Here is a 16,685-nt window from a genome sequence, read left to right as displayed (position 1 = left end):
AAGTCGGACAAATGTCGCCTGCCGGACTCAACCGGCGGGCTATCATCCCATCCCATGGCCATGATTGCATCGCCATTTTTGTAAAACAATTTCTGTAAATCAGCGTAGTGGGACGAGTCTGGCTGCGGAGAATAGCAGCCTGTCAGGGTGTGTCAATGGTATGAGGGGGATGTCCGGGCGGAAAATGGAAAATTCGTATTCTTACGGGGATTTCGCGAGCGTTATTGATACAGGCCCTGCTGGTGGATGTAGTTCAGCACCGCCTGCGGCAGCATCTCTGCGCAGGATTCACCCTGCTGCAGGCGCTCGCGGATGAGCGTGGCGGAAATATCAAACCACGGCGTCTCGGCGAGATAAATTTTCCCGGCGGGCGCCAGGTGCAGATCGTCGGCGCTGTGGGTCAAATGTTGTTCGAGCCACTGCTGATGCGCTTCCTCTTTCATTGCCATCGGGTACCCCGGACGACGGCACACCAGCAGATGTGCATTCTTCAGAATGCTCTGGTAATTGTGCCAGGAGGGGAAGTTGAGCAGCGAGTCCTGGCCGATAATAAACGCCAGCGGCTGCGTTGAACCCTGCTCCTGCCGCCATTCTTCCAGCGTTTCTGAAGTGTACGAAGGTGTGTCGCGTCTAAGCTCACGTTCATCGAGTTCAAACAGCGGTTTGTCGGCAATGGCCAGTTCCAGCATGTGAGTGCGCTGTGCGCTGGTCGCCTCCGGCTGGGGGCGATGAGGTGGCACGTTGTTCGGCATGATGATGACCTTCGACAGGCCAATCAGGTTCGCCAGAATCTCAACCGGTTTGAGGTGCCCGTAATGCACGGGATCGAATGTGCCGCCGTAGAGCGCCTTTAACGCCGTCATATTATCCTTCGAAGAAAACGTCGGGCAGATTTTTGTGGCACAGCAGCAGTGACAGGCCGTCAAGCTCTGCCCAGATTGACTGGCCGTAATCCTGCTTGAGCGTGAGCTCCGTGCGGGCCAGCAGAGCGACCGCATGACGAAGCTGTTCCTGACTCAGGCGATTCAGCGCTTCGGTAAACAGCGGACGGCGGTTCTGCCAGACGCGGTGTTTATCAAACAGCGCACGCAGCGGGGTGGAAACCGACTGACGCTTCATGTTCACCAGCAACAACAGTTCCCGCTGGAGGGTACGCAGCAGAATGACCGGCTCGCTGCCTTCCTGACGAAGCTGCTGGAGAATGTGCAGCGCCCGCTTACTTTTTCCGGCTAACAGCGCGTCCAGCCAGTGGAAGGGCGTGAAGTGCGCGGCATCATTCACCGCCTGTTCTACGCGGGGCAATGTTAGCTTGCCGTCTGGCCACAACAGGGACAGTCGTTCCAGCGCCTGGGCCAGCGCCAACAGGTTGCCTTCGTAGCAGTAACAAAGCAGCTGGCTTGCTGCCTCGTCGAGCTGAAGGTGGTGCTGTTTTGCGCGGGCGGCCAGCCAACGCGGCAGCTGTGCCTGCTCCGGCGTCTGACAGGAGATTTGTACCGCGCGGTCGGCGATGGCCGTGAACCAGGCCGCGTTTTCCTGCGCTTTGGTCAGCTTATTACCACGAACGATCAGCAACAGATCGTCATGAAGCAGGCTTGTCAGAGTGGCGAGCTGTTCGTTAATGGCTGCATTCGGGCCGTTCTCCGGCAGCACCAGCATCAGCGTCTGACGGGTAGCGAACAGGCTACGTTCCTGACTCAGGGAAAACAGAGCATTCCAGTCGGTGCTGGTATCAATGGAAACCGTATGGTGTTCATCAAAGCCCTGAGCCTGTGCCGCGTGGCGAATGGCGTCCTGGCTTTCCTGAAGCAGAAGAGGATCGTTACCGAGGAGGAGATACGCCGCGCGCAGCCCTTCGGAGAGCTGCGCGCGGAGTTGTTCCGGGTACAACCGAATCATCAGTTACCCAGGGTCGTGGAGACGCGAGTGGAGGCAGGTGCTGCGGTGCTGCTGGCAGCTGACTGCTCCTCCTCTTGGGTAGCTTCAGTATCCGCCACCTTGACGCTTGGCAGCTTACGAATCAGCTGCTGAGCGGCTTTGTCATACATTTCCTGAATGATGATGTCCTGCTCGGAATCTTTCGCCAGCGCCTTTTGTGGGTTATCGAAGAACGAACGATAAACCTTGGTGCTGATAGGATAGATGTCGTGGCCTGGAATCAGCACGCTGGCGCTGACCGTCATCACCATCTGGTATTCCGCCGTTTTACCGTCCTGGAACACCGATGCTGTATCTTTGCCGATAGTCGCACCGCCCAGACGCAGGGACGGAATGTCCTGACGTATGGAGCTGCCTTCAACAATCTCAATGCCGTTCAGACGAAGCTGATTACGGACTGAACGACTCAGCGGACCATTAGGATCGCTTGAGACAAAGATCATCTTTTTCATGTTGTTCGGCACCTGCGTCGTACTGCGCAGGTGCCAGCCACAACCTGCGGTGACCAGCACCGCAAGCGTTACCAATAACGTTGTCAGAAATCGCACGCTTCCTCCCGCGCTTAGCCAACGACCAGGTTGAGCAGTTTGCCCGGAACGTAAATGACTTTACGCAGGGTTACGCCTTCCAGATATTTTGCCACCAGAGGTTCCTGGCCGGCACGTTCACGAACCTGTTCTTCCGTTGCATCCACTGGAACAGTGACTTTCCCGCGGACTTTGCCGTTAACCTGTACCACGACAAGCGTAGTGTTTTCCACCATCGCTTTTTCATCGGCAACCGGCCACGGTGCGTTATCCACGTCACCTTCACCGTCCAGGATCTGCCACAGAGTGAAGCTCACGTGCGGAGTGAACGGGTTCAGCATACGAACCACCGCCAGAAGCGCTTCCTGCATCAGGGCGCGATCCTGCTCGCCTTCCGCTGGGGCTTTCGCCAGTTTGTTCATCAGTTCCATGATAGCCGCAATCGCGGTGTTGAACGTCTGACGACGGCCAATATCATCGGTAACTTTGGCGACGGTTTTATGCACGTCACGGCGCAGCGCCTGCTGGTCTTCGCTCAGCGCATCAACGTTCAGCGCGGAAACCGGGCCTTTAGCAGTGTGCTCGTAAACCAGTTTCCAGACGCGTTTCAGGAAGCGGTTGGCGCCTTCGACGCCGGACTCCTGCCACTCGAGCGTCATGTCTGCTGGTGAAGCGAACATCATGAACAGACGCACGGTATCTGCGCCGTAGCGCTCAACCATTTCCTGTGGGTCGATGCCGTTGTTTTTGGACTTGGACATCTTGCTCATGCCGGTATACACCAGCTCATGGCCTTCGCCGTCCTTCGCCTTCACAATGCGGCCTTTCTCGTCGCGCTCAACGATGGCGTCTTTTGGTGACACCCAGTTACGCTCGCCGTTTGCGCCAACATAGTAGAACGCATCTGCCAGCACCATGCCCTGGCACAGCAGCTGTTTGGCTGGCTCGTCAGAGTTCACCATACCCGCATCGCGCATCAGCTTGTGGAAGAAACGGAAGTAAAGCAGGTGCATGATGGCGTGTTCGATACCGCCGATGTAGATATCAACCGGCAGCCAGTAGTTGGCCGCGTCGGAATCCAGCATGCCTTCCTGATAGTCCGGGCAGGTGTAGCGCGCGTAGTACCAGGAGGACTCCATGAAGGTGTCAAAGGTATCGGTTTCACGCAGCGCAGGCTGGCCGTTGACGGTGGTTTTTGCCCACTCAGGATCGGCTTTGATTGGGCTGGTGATGCCGTCCATGACCACGTCTTCCGGCAGAATAACCGGCAGCTGATCTTCAGGCGTTGGCATCACGGTGCCATCTTCCAGGGTCACCATTGGGATTGGCGCGCCCCAGTAGCGCTGACGGGAGACGCCCCAGTCGCGCAGACGGAAGTTGACTTTACGTTCACCCACGCCCATGGCTGCCAGCTTGTCGGCAATGGCGTTGAAGCCAGCTTCGTAGCTCAGGCCATCGAACTCGCCAGAGTTAAACAGAGTGCCTTTTTCGGTCAGCGCCTGCTCGGACAGATCGGGCTTGGAGCCATCAGCTGCGAGAATAACTGGCTTGATATTCAGGCCGTACTTGCTGGCAAATTCATAGTCGCGCTGATCGTGACCCGGAACCGCCATTACAGCGCCGGTGCCGTATTCCATCAGGACGAAGTTTGCCGCCCAGACCGGAATCGCTTCACCGGTCAGTGGGTGAATCGCTTTGAAGCCGGTATCGACGCCTTTCTTCTCCATGGTCGCCATGTCGGCTTCGGCGACTTTGGTGTTACGGCATTCGTCGACGAAGGCCGCCAGCGCTGGGTTGTTCGCTGCCGCCTGCTGTGCCAGCGGGTGACCAGCCGCAACGGCCAGGTAGGTGCAGCCCATGAAGGTGTCAGGACGGGTGGTGTACACGGTCAGTTTGTCCGCGTAGTCCGCCACGTCGAAGGAGATTTCCACGCCTTCGGAGCGGCCAATCCAGTTGCGCTGCATGGTTTTCACCGTGTCAGGCCACTGATCCATTTTGTCCAGGTCGTTCAGCAGTTCGTCGGCGTAGGCGGTGATTTTGATAAACCACTGTGGGATCTCTTTACGCTCAACTTTGGTGTCGCAGCGCCAGCAGCAGCCGTCGATAACCTGTTCGTTCGCAAGAACGGTCTGATCGTTCGGGCACCAGTTAACGGCAGAAGTCTTCTTGTACACGAGGCCTTTTTTGTAGAGCTCGGTGAAGAACTTCTGCTCCCAGCGGTAGTATTCCGGGGTGCAGGTGGCCAGCTCGCGGCTCCAGTCATAGCCGAAGCCCAGCATTTTGAGCTGATTTTTCATGTACGCGATGTTGTCGTACGTCCATGGCGCTGGCGCAGTGTTGTTTTTTACCGCGGCACCTTCTGCAGGCAGACCAAACGCATCCCAGCCAATTGGCTGAAGAACGTTTTTACCCAGCATGCGCTGGTAGCGTGCAATCACATCACCAATGGTGTAGTTACGCACGTGGCCCATGTGTAGTCGACCAGAAGGATAGGGAAGCATCGACAGGCAGTAGTATTTCTCTTTGCTGTTGTCTTCGGTCACTTCAAATGTGCGCTTTTCGTCCCAGTGTTGCTGGACTTTCGATTCTATCTCTTCCGGGCGGTATTGCTCTTGCATGGCAGCCAGTGGTCCTGTTTTCAATACAGCTACAAACGTAGCCAATGGATATAGTCGTTCAGATCCGCATAGCATAGCCCAAACGGGCACGTCAAAACAGCCTTTCACACACTCCTGACTTGCGTTTATTTACCCGGTCTGTGGCCTGGCTGACAAAGCTGTCAGGAAATAAGGTCTATCATTAGAGGACGTTAACCGCCCGGGAGATGAAACAATGAACAAGGTTGCTCAATATTATCGTGAACTGGTGACGACGCTGACGGAACGCCTGCGTAACGGGGAGCGTGATATCGACGCATTGGTTGATCAGGCGAGAGCGCGAGTAAGCCAGACCGGGGAGTTAACCCGAACCGAAATAGATGAATTGACCCGTGCCGTGCGCCGTGATCTGGAAGAGTTCGCGGTTAGCTATAGCGAAAGCCAGGACGAGATCAAAGACAGCGTGTTTCTGCGGGTGATTAAAGAGAGCATCTGGCAGGAGCTGGCGGATATCACCGATAAAACGCAGCTTGAGTGGCGCGAAGTTTTCCAGGACCTGAACCATCACGGCGTCTATCACAGTGGCGAAGTCGTGGGGCTTGGCAACCTCGTTTGCGAGAAGTGTCATTTTCATCTGGCAGTCTATTCACCCGATGTTTTACCTCTGTGCCCGAAGTGCGGTCACGACCAGTTTCAGAGAAAGGCTTTTGAGCCTTGATAGCTGAGCTCTGCCGGGTGGCAGCTGCGCCTTACCCGGCCTACGACGTCAAAAGATCGCGATGTACATGTAGGCCCGGCAAGCAATGCGCCGCCGGGCAATTTTTTAGTGCAGAATCTTCGCCAGGAAGTCTTTCGCGCGGTCTGACTGTGGATTATTGAAGAAGTCATCCTTGTTGGAATCCTCCACAATTTTCCCTTCGTCCATAAAGATCACGCGGTTCGCCACTTTGCGGGCAAAGCCCATCTCGTGGGTCACCACCATCATCGTCATCCCTTCGTGCGCCAGTTCAACCATAACGTCCAGCACTTCGTTGATCATCTCTGGATCAAGCGCAGAAGTGGGTTCGTCAAACAGCATGGCTACCGGATCCATGCAGAGCGCACGGGCGATTGCCACACGCTGCTGCTGGCCGCCGGAAAGCTGAGCCGGGAACTTATCGGCGTGAGCAGAAAGCCCCACACGTTCAAGCAGCTTCAGGCCCTTGGTACGCGCGGCAGTTTTATCGCGCTTGAGCACTTTCACTTGCGCCAGCGTCAGGTTTTCAATGATCGACAAATGCGGGAACAGCTCGAAGTGCTGGAACACCATGCCGACGTTTGAACGCAGCTTAGCCAGGTCCGTTTTCTTGTTGTTCACCTGAGTGCCGTTCACCAGGATCTCGCCCTGCTGAACAGGTTCAAGGCCGTTCACGGTTTTGATAAGCGTGGATTTACCGGAGCCTGACGGGCCGCAAACCACCACCACTTCACCCTTTTTCACTTCCGTGGAGCAGTCGGTCAGCACCTGAAAGTGGCCATACCATTTCGAAACATTTTTCAGGGAAATCATTACACGGTCCTTTTCTTCAAATAGCTGACCAACAGTGAGGCGCTTAAGCTGATAGCAAAATAGACGGCCCCGGCGAACAGGATCATCTCAACCTGAGTACCGTCTCGCTCGCCAATGGTGGAAGCGGTACGGAAGAAATCGGCGAGGCTCAGAACGTAAACCAGAGAAGTATCCTGGAACAGGACAATCCCCTGCGTGAGCAGCAGCGGCACCATTGCGCGGAAGGCCTGTGGCAGAATGATGAGCTTCATCGATTGCCACTGCGTCATGCCAAGCGCCAGCGCGGCATTGCCCTGGCCGCGGGAAACGCTCTGGATACCTGCACGGATAATTTCAGAATAGTAAGCCGCCTCGAACATAGAGAAGGCCACCATTGCCGACACCAGGCGGATATCGGTTTTCGGTGAAAGGCCGAGCACGTTTTGCAGGAAACCGGGCACGATTAAGTAGAACCACAGCAGCACCATCACCAGCGGAATAGAACGGAAGACGTTCACGTAGGCGGTGGCAAACCAGGCGATCGGCTTAAAGGTCGACAGGCGCATCACCGCCAGCAGCGTGCCCCAGACGATACCAATAATCACGGCGGTCACGGTGATTTTCAGCGTGATGACCAGCCCCGCCAGCAGGTAGGGCATGGAGGGAACGATGGAACTCCAGTCAAATTCGTACATTATTTGCCTCCCATATTGCCCGGCAGGCGAACCTTACGTTCAACCAGATTCATCACCAGCATGATAATGGCGTTTATCAGCACGTACGCGAGAGTGATTGCCGTGAAGGATTCCCAGGCGTGTGCAGAGTAGTCCAGCAGCTTCCCGGCCTGGGCGGCCATGTCCACCAGACCAATCGTTGAAGCGATGGCCGAGTTTTTGACCAGGTTCATCATTTCAGAGGTCATTGGCGGCACAATCACACGGTAGGCGTTAGGTAGCAGAACATAGCGATACGCCTGCGGTAACGTCAGGCCCATTGCCAATGCGGCATTTTTTTGCCCGCGTGGCAGTGACTGAATAGCTGCTCGCACCTGCTCGCACACGCGAGCGGCGGTAAACAACCCAAGGCAAAGCATGGAGGAGACAAAGAACTGAATATTGGGATCGAGTTCAGACTTAAACCACATGCCGATGTTTTCTGGCAGCAGTTCCGGTATCACCAGGTACCAGGTGAAGAACTGAACGATCAGCGGAACGTTACGGAACAATTCCACGTACAGCGTGCCGATCCCGGATAAGAAACGGTTAGGGACGGTGCGTAAAATGCCGAACAGTGAGCCAACAAGGAAGGCGATAATCCAGGCCGTGATGGAGAGCGCCACGGTGACCTGAAAGCCGCTCCACAGCCAGCCAAGATAGGTGGTGTTGCCGAACGGGGCCTGTTGCAGAAAAATACCCCAGTTCCAGTCGATTGACATAAATGGACTCCGAAAAAAAAAGGGTAGCAGCGCTACCCTCGAAGACTGCTAAGGAAACCTGTACCCACATGTCTTGCGACAGGCCGGGTACTTATTTTTCATGCCCGCTGGGGAACGACCAGCCGACACTAAGTCTGTCCGTATTTCCTCGCAATCGAGAGGGCAGGCGGACCCGCCCATCATTGTTCTAATTAGTTAAGAGCTTTGTCACTCGGGGCTTTGAACAGCGCTTTCATGTCATCAGACAGGTCGAAATTCATGTTCAGGTTTTTCGGTGGGATTGGGTTCTTGAACCATTTGTCGAACCACTTGGTCGCTTCACCGGAGGTTTGCGCCTGAGCGATGGTGTCATCCAGCAGCTTTTTGAACGCCGGATCGTCTTTACGCATCATGCAGCCGTAGGCTTCTTTGGACTGCGGCGTGCCGACGATTTCCCAGTTATCAGGTTTTTTCGCTTTCGCACGTTCACCCGCCAGCAGGGCATCATCCATCATGAACGCCACTGCACGACCGCTTTCCAGCGTACGGAAGGAGTCACCGTGGTCTTTCGCGCTGATGATGCGCATGTCCATTTTCTTCTCGTCGTTCAGCTTGTGCAGCAGTACTTCAGAGGTGGTGCCTGAAGTCACGACGACGGCTTTGCCTTTAAGGTCGGCGAAATCTTTAACCGGGCCGCCTTTTTTGGTCAGCAAACGGGTACCCACCACAAAGATGGTGTCGGAGAACGCGGCCTGCTTCTGGCGCTCGAGGTTGTTGGTGGTGGAGCCACACTCGAAGTCAAAAGTACCGTTCTGCAACAGCGGGATACGGTTCTGGGAGGTGATTGGAATCAGTTTGATCTGCAGGTCTGGCTTGTTCAGCTTCTTCTTGATCGCATCAACGATGGCGTTGGAGTAATCCTGCGAATAACCGACAACTGTCTGTGAGTTATCGTAGTAAGAGAACGGCACGGATGATTCACGGTGGCCGACCACGATCACGCCGTTTTTGGCGATCTTGTCCAGCGTGCTGCCAGCTGCAGGTGCGTCTTCTGCGTGAACAACCCCGGCGGACATTCCCATCACCAGCATTGCTGCAGCCAGTTTACGTAATTGCATATCCAGACTCCTTATCGCGACGTCAGAGACGCGCAGATACCCATGTGAGTGTTGTGTTGTTATTGTCTGCCACTTAAGTGTGCAGTGTTAAGCCAGTTTGTTAACATTTAGTTTGGCTTAATGTAAAGATTTTGCTGCGTTATTGTTTGTTTTTGCGAAGTGCGCCGCACCGTTTTAAGGCAAAAATGCTCTTATGCACCAAAAAAGTGCTACTGGTGGGTGCTGGTGGTGCAACTGAGTTGCACGATCGCCGTTAACGCAAATCTCTGAAAGGATTAAGCAATTGGCGTGCCAGGAATGGTTTTGGGCAGGTGTTGTCGGGTGGCGCTTACCTGACCTACGGGATGTGCAGTTGGGAAAGTGGAGGTAGGCCGGGTAAGCTACTGCGTCACCCGGCAATGCCCGGCAAGCTTGCGCTGCCGGGCAGGAGAGTTAACGACTACGCTGCCTCAGGCTCATCACCAGAGCACCGAAGCCGAACAGCGCGGTAAGGATCCACAGCGGCCAGTTGCCGGTCCTCGCGTATGGCGTTAAACCAGTGGTTGGTGTGACGGTGGTGGTCAGCACTTCACGGGTGAACTGCGGAATCATCGCCTGTACGTCACCGCGCGGATCAATGACGGCCGTAATACCGTTATTGGTGCTGCGCAGCAATGGGCGAGCCAGCTCCAGGGCACGCATGCGCGCCATCTGGAAATGCTGCCACGGGCCGATGGATTTTCCGAACCAAGCATCGTTGGAAATGGTCAGCAGGAAATCCGTATCCGGACGGAAGTTGTCGCGCACCTGTTCACCGAGAATGATTTCATAACAGATTGCCGCCGTCAGCTTCAGGTTATGCGCCGACAGCTGTGGCTGAACGTAGGACCCACGGCTGAACGAGGACATCGGCAAATCAAAGAACGGCGCGAGCGGGCGCAGGATGGTTTCCAGCGGCACAAACTCGCCAAACGGCACCAGATGGTTCTTGTTGTAACGGTCGGTCGAGTTGTAGCTGTACGGGTTATCTTTGCCGAGCGTGATAATGGTGTTGTAGGTGTCATAACGGTTTTGCGCGTTAAGACGCGAGTCCACCACGCCGGTAATCAGCGAGCTGTTTTTTGCGCGCAGCATGTCATCCATCATGCTGAGCAGGCGCTGCTGATTGATTTCCAGATCCGGTATCGCGGACTCCGGCCAGATAATCAGCTGCGATTTGCCCATCACCTTTTCCGTCGCATCAAGATAGATTTTGAGCGTGTTAATCAGCTCTTTTTCATCCCATTTCAGCGACTGCGGAATATTGCCCTGCACCAGCGAAACTTCCGTCGTGCGGGCAGGCAACAGCTGATACCACTGGATATAACGCAGCGGGAAAGGCAGCGCGAACAGCACCAGGGCGACAACCAGCGGACGCCAGTTGCGGGTAACCAACGCCAGCGCCAACAGGCCGCTCACCATCATCAGCAGGAAGTTAATCGCTTCCACGCCCATGATCGGCGCCAGGCCTTTCAGCGGGCCGTCAATCTGGCTGTAGCCAAACTGCAGCCAGGGGAAACCAGTCAGCACCCAGCCGCGCAGGAATTCAGTCAGCTGCCAGATAGCCGGAGCGGCAATGGCGACGCGTATCCAGTTCGCCTTTGGCCACAGGCGCGAGAGTATTCCGGCAAACAGCCCGGTATAGAGCGAAAGATACGCGGCAAGCAGAACGACAAGGAAAACGTTCACCGGGCCCGGCATACCGCCAAACTGCGCGATGCTGACGTAAACCCAGTTAATGCCGGAGCCGAACAGCCCAAGCCCCCAGAAATAACCAATCCAGGCACTTTGCAGCGGACGGCGATTGAGGGTTAAGCCCTGAAGGCCCATTAGCGATACGATCGCCGCAGGCCAGATGTCGTAAGGGGAGAAGGCCAGCGTTCCGCAGGCACCAAAAAGTAGCGCCAGCAGCAGGCGAATGCGCTGGCGTTCAATCAGAGAGGCAAATGCCATTTAGCGTTGTCGTCCCGTTAAATTAGTCTTCCAGATTGGGCTGTGGCGCGTCTTCCGGAAGTTTGACGTGTACCTGGATGATACGGCGGCTGTCGGCCATCGCAACTTTGAACTGGTAACCATCAATGTCAATGGATTCGCCACGCGCAGGCAGATGCCCGAACGCCTGCATCACCAGGCCGCCGATGGTGTCCACTTCGTCATCGCTGAAATGCGTACCGTACGCTTCGTTGAAGTCCTCAATCGAGGCGAGGGCACGGACGGTCCAGGTATGACGGCTCAGCTGACGGAAATCGATGTCGTCTTCTTCATCGTATTCGTCTTCAATTTCGCCGACGATCAGTTCCAGGATGTCTTCGATGGTCACCAGACCCGAGACGCCGCCAAATTCGTCAATCACAATCGCCATGTGGTAGCGCTGAGAGCGGAACTCCTTCAGCATGCGGTCAACCCGCTTGCTTTCCGGCACCACCACAGCCTGGCGCAACACTTTTTCCATGCTGAAGGCTTCGGCGTCGCTGCGCATAAACGGCAGCAAATCCTTGGCCATCAGAATCCCTTCGATGTGATCTTTGTCTTCGCTGATCACCGGGAAACGCGAGTGGGCGGACTCGATAATGACATCGAGGCATTCGTCCAGGGTCTGATTGCGTTTCAGGGTAACCATCTGAGAGCGGGGGATCATAATGTCGCGAACGCGCTGGTCGGCGATATCCATTACCCCTTCGAGCATGTCGCGCGTATCTTCATCGATAAGCTCGTTCTGCCCGGAATCACGGATCAGCGCCAGCAGTTCATCACGGTTTTTCGGTTCGCCGTGGAACAGTTGGCTCAGTAAGAGGGAGAAGAATCCCTTTTTGCTGTTTAAGGTGTCGTTACTGTGTGAGTTGTCGTCGCTCATGGCGTCGTGTGGGGTCTCATGTCAATGGAATCGTCGCTGCCTCGCGTAAACTCAGCGTCAGACAGCATAAAATGCCAGCGCGGCGGATAGCCGCCGCACGGGTTACTCTTTCTCGGCAATGTACGGATCATCATAGTTCAGAGCAAGCATTATCTCCGTTTCCAGACTTTCCATCTCTTCGGCTTCTTCGTCTTCAATATGATCGTAGCCCAGCAGGTGCAGGCTGCCGTGTACAACCATGTGCGCCCAATGCGCCTCAAGCGGCTTGCCCTGTTCCTGCGCTTCACGTTCCACCACCTGACGACAGATGATGAGATCGCCCAGCAGCGGCATCTCAATGCCCGGTGGCGCTTCAAACGGGAAGGAGAGCACGTTGGTTGATTTGTCCTTGCCGCGATAGGTCAGATTCAGCTCGTGGCTTTCTGCTTCATCCACCAGGCGAATGGTGACTTCAGACTCAGCCTGAAAGGCCGGGATGGTTGCATCCAGCCAGCGCTGGAATTGCGCTTCCTGTGGCAGGCCGTTTTCATCTTCGGTGGCAATCTGTAAATCCAGAATCACTGCGCTCATTTTTGTCCCTGCTCCTGCGCGGCCAGCGCTTCACGTTTACGCTCTGCGGCCTCGGCGGCTTTTCGTTTTTGATCGGCTTCTTCCCATGCTTCATACGCGTTAACGATGCGGGCGACCACTGGATGGCGCACCACGTCTTCGCTGTGGAAGAAGTTGAAGCTGATTTCATCGACTTCCGCCAGCACTTCAACGGCGTGACGCAGACCTGACTTGATATTGCGCGGCAGGTCAATCTGGGTGACGTCACCGGTAATAACGGCTTTGGAGTTAAAGCCAATACGCGTCAGGAACATCTTCATCTGTTCGATGGTGGTGTTCTGGCTCTCATCAAGAATGATGAAGGCGTCATTCAGCGTGCGACCACGCATGTAGGCCAGCGGCGCGACTTCAATGACGTTACGCTCAATAAGCTTTTCTACTTTCTCAAAGCCGAGCATTTCGAACAGCGCGTCGTACAGAGGGCGCAGATAGGGGTCCACCTTCTGGCTCAGATCGCCTGGCAGGAAGCCGAGTTTTTCACCTGCTTCAACCGCAGGACGGGTCAGCAGAATACGGCGAATTTCCTGACGCTCCAGGGCATCCACCGCGGCGGCGACGGCGAGATAGGTTTTACCCGTTCCTGCAGGGCCCACGCCGAAGGTAATGTCATGATCGAGAATGTTGGCGATGTACTGCGCCTGGTTCGGCGTGCGCGGCTTAATCACCCCACGCTTGGTCTTGATATTGATGGATTTGCCGTAGTCCGGCACGCATTCGGCGCTCTGCTCCAGCACGCGCGCCTCTTTAATTGCCAGATGGATCTGTTCCGGTTCGATATCCTGCGTCTGGCCGCGCATCGGGGCCGTATCCACATATAAGCTACGCAGGATGTCCGCCGCGGCGTTAACGCAGATGGCGCGGCCGGTGAGTTTAAAGTGGTTATCGCGGCGGTTTATTTCGATGCCCAGTCGGCGTTCGAGATGTTTGATGTTGTCATCAAACGGGCCACACAGGCTCAGCAGGCGTTCGTTGTCTGCCGGCTCCAGGGTAATTTCGCGGGTTTCTGTATTCAAACTGTTCCTCTTTTACCTAGCGCCACGGAGGGCTTTTATGGACCTGTTTAAAAGAAAGTATTCTCGCAAGCGTTTAAAGGTGCAAGCCTTGCGATGGATGTGGGGGCAGGGTGGGGAAATGCAAGGGCCTGCCGCGTACGGCAGGCCGGGCTGTTACGGCTGGAAGGTGCCGACGCCGAGGTCATTTTCTTTGCGGGTGCGGGCAATCACGGACTCCGGTGACTCCACAATGCGCAGCCCCATTTCCGCTTCGGTGCGCACCAGTTTGCCGCGCAGGGAGTTGGTATAAACGTCGACGATTTCCACATCCACGAATTTACCCACCATCTCCGGCGTGCCTTCAAAGTTCACCACGCGGTTGTTTTCAGTGCGCCCGGTAAGCTCCATGATGCTTTTACGGGACGTGCCTTCCACCAGAATACGCTGCACGGTGCCGAGCATACGGCGGCTCCAGGCCATGGCCTGCTGGTTGATGCGCTCCTGAAGAATGTACAGGCGCTGCTTTTTCACCTCATCCGGTACGTCGTCGACCATATCCGCTGCCGGAGTGCCTGGACGTGCGGAGAAGATAAAGCTGTAGCTCACGTCCATATTGACGTCGGCAATCACCTTCATGGTCTTCTCAAAGTCTTCATTCGTTTCGCCAGGGAAGCCGACGATAAAGTCTGAACTTATCTGAATATCAGGGCGCGCTTCGTACAGCTTGCGGACAATGGCTTTATATTCCAACGCCGTGTGCGTGCGTCCCATCATGTTCAGCACGCGGTCGGAACCGCTTTGCACCGGCAGGTGCAGGAAGCTCACCAGCTCAGGCGTGTCACGATAGACGTCGATGATGTCATCGGTGAATTCAATCGGGTGGCTGGTGGTGAAGCGAAGACGGTCAATGCCGTCGATGGCGGCCACCAGGCGCAGCAGCTCTGAGAAAGAACCCGTGCTGCCATCATAGTTTTCACCGCGCCAGGCGTTCACGTTCTGGCCAAGCAGATGAATTTCACGCACGCCCTGAGCGGCCAGCTGCGCTACCTCAAACAAAATGTCATCAGTAGGTCGGCTGACTTCTTCCCCGCGCGTGTAAGGCACGACGCAATAGGTACAGTATTTGTTGCAGCCTTCCATGATGGAGACAAACGCCGTCGGACCTTCGGCTTTCGGTTCCGGCAGGCGGTCGAATTTTTCAATTTCCGGGAAGCTGACGTCGATGATCGGCTTGCGGCGATCGCGCATACCGCGAATGGTGTCGATCATTTCAGGCAGGCGATGCAGAGTCTGCGGCCCGAAAATAATATCGACATAATGGGCGCGCTGACGGATAAGCTTGCCTTCCTGAGACGCCACGCAGCCACCGATACCGATGATAACGTCCGGCCTTTTCGCTTTAATCAGCTTCCAGCGGCCCAGCTGATGGAACACTTTCTCCTGCGCCTTCTCACGAATTGAGCAGGTGTTCAGCAGCAGCACGTCGGCTTCATCGGCATTTTCAGTCAGCTGATAGCCGTGGGTGGCGTCCAGCAGATCGGCCATCTTGGATGAATCGTACTCGTTCATCTGACAGCCCCAGGTTTTAATATGGAGTTTTTTTGTCATCGACTTTGCTTTGCTCGGGGGAAAAACGCAGGGCGCGTATTGTAATGCTTTGCAGCGAGTGTGACCAGTATGACCGACCTTGCGCCCAAAGGACAAAAAAATCCGGTAAACTTAAGGGATTCAGGTTTAAGGATAATCAGCCATGAGCAATCACTCTACAGATATCGCCATCGTAGGCGGCGGAATGGTCGGCGGAGCGCTGGCATTGGGGCTGGCGCAGCAGGGATTTAAGGTCACCGTGATCGAACACGCAGCGCCGCCACTGTTTGATGCCGCAAGCCAGCCGGATGTGCGGATCTCGGCCATCAGCGCCTCGTCAGTGGCGCTTCTGCGCGGGCTTGGCGTCTGGGAGACCATTCCGGCAATGCGAACGCATCGCTATCGCCAACTGGAAACCTGGGAATGGGAGAATGCGCATGTGGTGTTCAACGCTTCTGAGCTCAAGCTGCCTGAACTCGGGTACATGGTTGAGAACAATGTGTTGCAGCTTGCGCTGTGGCGCGCGCTGGAGACGCACGAGAAGGTCAATCTGCGCGTACAGGCGTCACTGGAAACGATGCTGCATGGCGTGAATGGTTATTCGCTCGGTTTTACCGACGGCAGTGAGCTGAATGCGAAACTGGTCATCGGCGCTGACGGTGCGAATTCCCAGGTTCGTCAGATGGCGGGCATCGGCGTTCACGCCTGGCAGTATCCGCAATCCTGCATGCTGATCACCGTCGAGTGCGAAAATGAGCCGGGCGACAGCACCTGGCAGCAGTTCACGCCGGACGGCCCGCGCGCTTTCTTACCGCTCTACGACAATTGGGCATCGCTGGTCTGGTACGACACCCCGGCGCGTATTCGTCAACTTCAGGCACTGATGCTGGAGCAGCTTGAACGGGAAATTGTCAGGACGTTCCCGGCGCGTCTGGGGAACGTAAAACCCGTTGCAGCCGGAGCCTTTCCTTTGACTCGCCGCCATGCGCTTCGTTATGTGCAGCCAGGGCTTGCGCTGGTGGGTGATGCGGCGCACACCATTCATCCGCTGGCCGGGCAGGGCGTGAATCTGGGCTACCGTGATGTGGATGCGTTAGTGGATGTGCTGGCAAATGCCCGCAGCCATGGCGAGGAGTGGGCGAGCCTGTCAGTGCTCAAACGCTATCAGACGCGCAGAATGGCGGATAACTACGTCATGCAGTCGGGCATGGATCTGTTTTATGCCAGCTTCAGCAACGATCTTGCTCCGCTGAGAATGCTGCGCAACATCGGCCTGATGGCTGCGGAACGCGCGGGAGTGCTGAAACGGCAGGCGCTGAAGTATGCTTTAGGACTGTGATTTTTCTGCCGGGAAGCGCTGTGCTTACCCGGTCTGTTAGACGAGTCAACAAAAACAAAAAAGCCCGCATAAGCGAGCTTTTTTGTTTTATTGGCTGGGGTGCAGGGATTCGAACCCCGGTATGCTGGTATCAGAAACCAGAGCCTTACCGCTTGGCGACACCCCAA

The 16,685-nt window shown here is 55.7% G+C and carries 15 protein-coding genes and 1 tRNA gene; 2 read left to right on the top strand and 14 right to left on the bottom strand.

Features of this window, described 5'->3' with window-relative positions:
- Nucleotides 1-221: 221 nt before the first annotated feature.
- Genes nadD through leuS form a run of 4 tightly spaced genes read right to left on the bottom strand, consistent with a single transcriptional unit; the run spans nucleotide 222 to nucleotide 5,080 of the window.
- Nucleotides 222-863, bottom strand: coding sequence for a nicotinate-nucleotide adenylyltransferase (gene nadD / locus CRO87_RS19560; RefSeq protein WP_097164596.1), 642 nt, complete (start codon nucleotides 861-863; stop codon nucleotides 222-224).
- A gap of 1 nt (nucleotide 864) precedes the next feature.
- Nucleotides 865-1,896, bottom strand: coding sequence for a DNA polymerase III subunit delta (gene holA / locus CRO87_RS19555; protein ID WP_097164595.1), 1,032 nt, complete (start codon nucleotides 1,894-1,896; stop codon nucleotides 865-867).
- The gene (lptE, locus tag CRO87_RS19550; protein ID WP_097164594.1) at nucleotides 1,896-2,483 is read right to left on the bottom strand and encodes an LPS assembly lipoprotein LptE; all 588 of its coding nucleotides are present in this window, start codon (nucleotides 2,481-2,483) and stop codon (nucleotides 1,896-1,898) included. Before lptE ends, holA begins: the two co-directional genes overlap by 1 nt.
- Before the next feature lie 14 nt (nucleotides 2,484-2,497).
- Nucleotides 2,498-5,080: a leucine--tRNA ligase gene (gene leuS / locus CRO87_RS19545; protein ID WP_176504343.1), complete on the bottom strand. Its 2,583-nt coding sequence runs from the start codon at nucleotides 5,078-5,080 to the stop codon at nucleotides 2,498-2,500.
- A 214-nt stretch (nucleotides 5,081-5,294) separates the two neighbouring features.
- On the opposite strand from leuS, the gene CRO87_RS19540 reads away from it, so the two are divergent.
- Nucleotides 5,295-5,777 (top strand): zinc ribbon-containing protein, encoded by a 483-nt coding sequence (locus CRO87_RS19540; RefSeq protein ID WP_097164592.1) that lies wholly within the window; start codon nucleotides 5,295-5,297, stop codon nucleotides 5,775-5,777.
- Nucleotides 5,778-5,882: 105 nt separating this feature from the next.
- On the opposite strand, the gene CRO87_RS19535 is transcribed toward CRO87_RS19540, so the two are convergent.
- From CRO87_RS19535 to miaB, 9 genes are all read right to left on the bottom strand, one after another.
- Nucleotides 5,883-6,608 (bottom strand): amino acid ABC transporter ATP-binding protein, encoded by a 726-nt coding sequence (locus tag CRO87_RS19535; protein ID WP_097164591.1) that lies wholly within the window; start codon nucleotides 6,606-6,608, stop codon nucleotides 5,883-5,885.
- Nucleotides 6,608-7,282, bottom strand: a complete 675-nt coding sequence (gltK, locus tag CRO87_RS19530) for a glutamate/aspartate ABC transporter permease GltK (protein WP_097164590.1) — start codon at nucleotides 7,280-7,282, stop codon at nucleotides 6,608-6,610. Before gltK ends, CRO87_RS19535 begins: the two co-directional genes overlap by 1 nt.
- Nucleotides 7,282-8,022 (bottom strand): glutamate/aspartate ABC transporter permease GltJ, encoded by a 741-nt coding sequence (gltJ, locus tag CRO87_RS19525; RefSeq protein ID WP_097164589.1) that lies wholly within the window; start codon nucleotides 8,020-8,022, stop codon nucleotides 7,282-7,284. The genes gltK and gltJ overlap by 1 nt, the downstream gene beginning before the upstream one ends.
- Before the next feature lie 191 nt (nucleotides 8,023-8,213).
- Nucleotides 8,214-9,119: an amino acid ABC transporter substrate-binding protein gene (locus CRO87_RS19520; protein WP_097164588.1), complete on the bottom strand. Its 906-nt coding sequence runs from the start codon at nucleotides 9,117-9,119 to the stop codon at nucleotides 8,214-8,216.
- Between the two features lie 432 nt (nucleotides 9,120-9,551).
- Entirely contained in the window at nucleotides 9,552-11,090 is a 1,539-nt protein-coding gene (lnt, locus tag CRO87_RS19515; RefSeq protein ID WP_097164587.1) for an apolipoprotein N-acyltransferase, read from the bottom strand.
- Between the two features lie 22 nt (nucleotides 11,091-11,112).
- The gene (gene corC / locus CRO87_RS19510) at nucleotides 11,113-11,991 is read right to left on the bottom strand and encodes a CNNM family magnesium/cobalt transport protein CorC (protein ID WP_097164586.1); all 879 of its coding nucleotides are present in this window, start codon (nucleotides 11,989-11,991) and stop codon (nucleotides 11,113-11,115) included.
- Nucleotides 11,992-12,093: 102 nt separating this feature from the next.
- On the bottom strand, nucleotides 12,094-12,561 hold the full coding sequence (ybeY, locus tag CRO87_RS19505) for an rRNA maturation RNase YbeY (protein ID WP_097164585.1): 468 nt from the start codon (nucleotides 12,559-12,561) through the stop codon (nucleotides 12,094-12,096).
- Entirely contained in the window at nucleotides 12,558-13,613 is a 1,056-nt protein-coding gene (locus CRO87_RS19500; RefSeq protein ID WP_097164584.1) for a PhoH family protein, read from the bottom strand. Before CRO87_RS19500 ends, ybeY begins: the two co-directional genes overlap by 4 nt.
- Before the next feature lie 153 nt (nucleotides 13,614-13,766).
- Nucleotides 13,767-15,200 (bottom strand): tRNA (N6-isopentenyl adenosine(37)-C2)-methylthiotransferase MiaB, encoded by a 1,434-nt coding sequence (miaB, locus tag CRO87_RS19495; RefSeq protein WP_097164583.1) that lies wholly within the window; start codon nucleotides 15,198-15,200, stop codon nucleotides 13,767-13,769.
- 142 nt (nucleotides 15,201-15,342) lie between these two features.
- Here miaB and ubiF point away from each other — a divergent pair, with 142 nt between their 5' ends.
- Nucleotides 15,343-16,518, top strand: a complete 1,176-nt coding sequence (ubiF, locus tag CRO87_RS19490; protein ID WP_097164582.1) for a 3-demethoxyubiquinol 3-hydroxylase — start codon at nucleotides 15,343-15,345, stop codon at nucleotides 16,516-16,518.
- A gap of 91 nt (nucleotides 16,519-16,609) precedes the next feature.
- Here the strand turns inward: ubiF and CRO87_RS19485 are convergent.
- Nucleotides 16,610-16,684 (bottom strand) — tRNA-Gln (locus tag CRO87_RS19485).
- Nucleotide 16,685: the final 1 nt, after the last annotated feature.

Origin of the sequence: Enterobacter sp. CC120223-11 (genome assembly GCF_900215375.1) — a bacterium.
Lineage (GTDB): Bacteria > Pseudomonadota > Gammaproteobacteria > Enterobacterales > Enterobacteriaceae > Scandinavium.
This window is presented reverse-complemented; position numbering and strand designations above follow the sequence as displayed.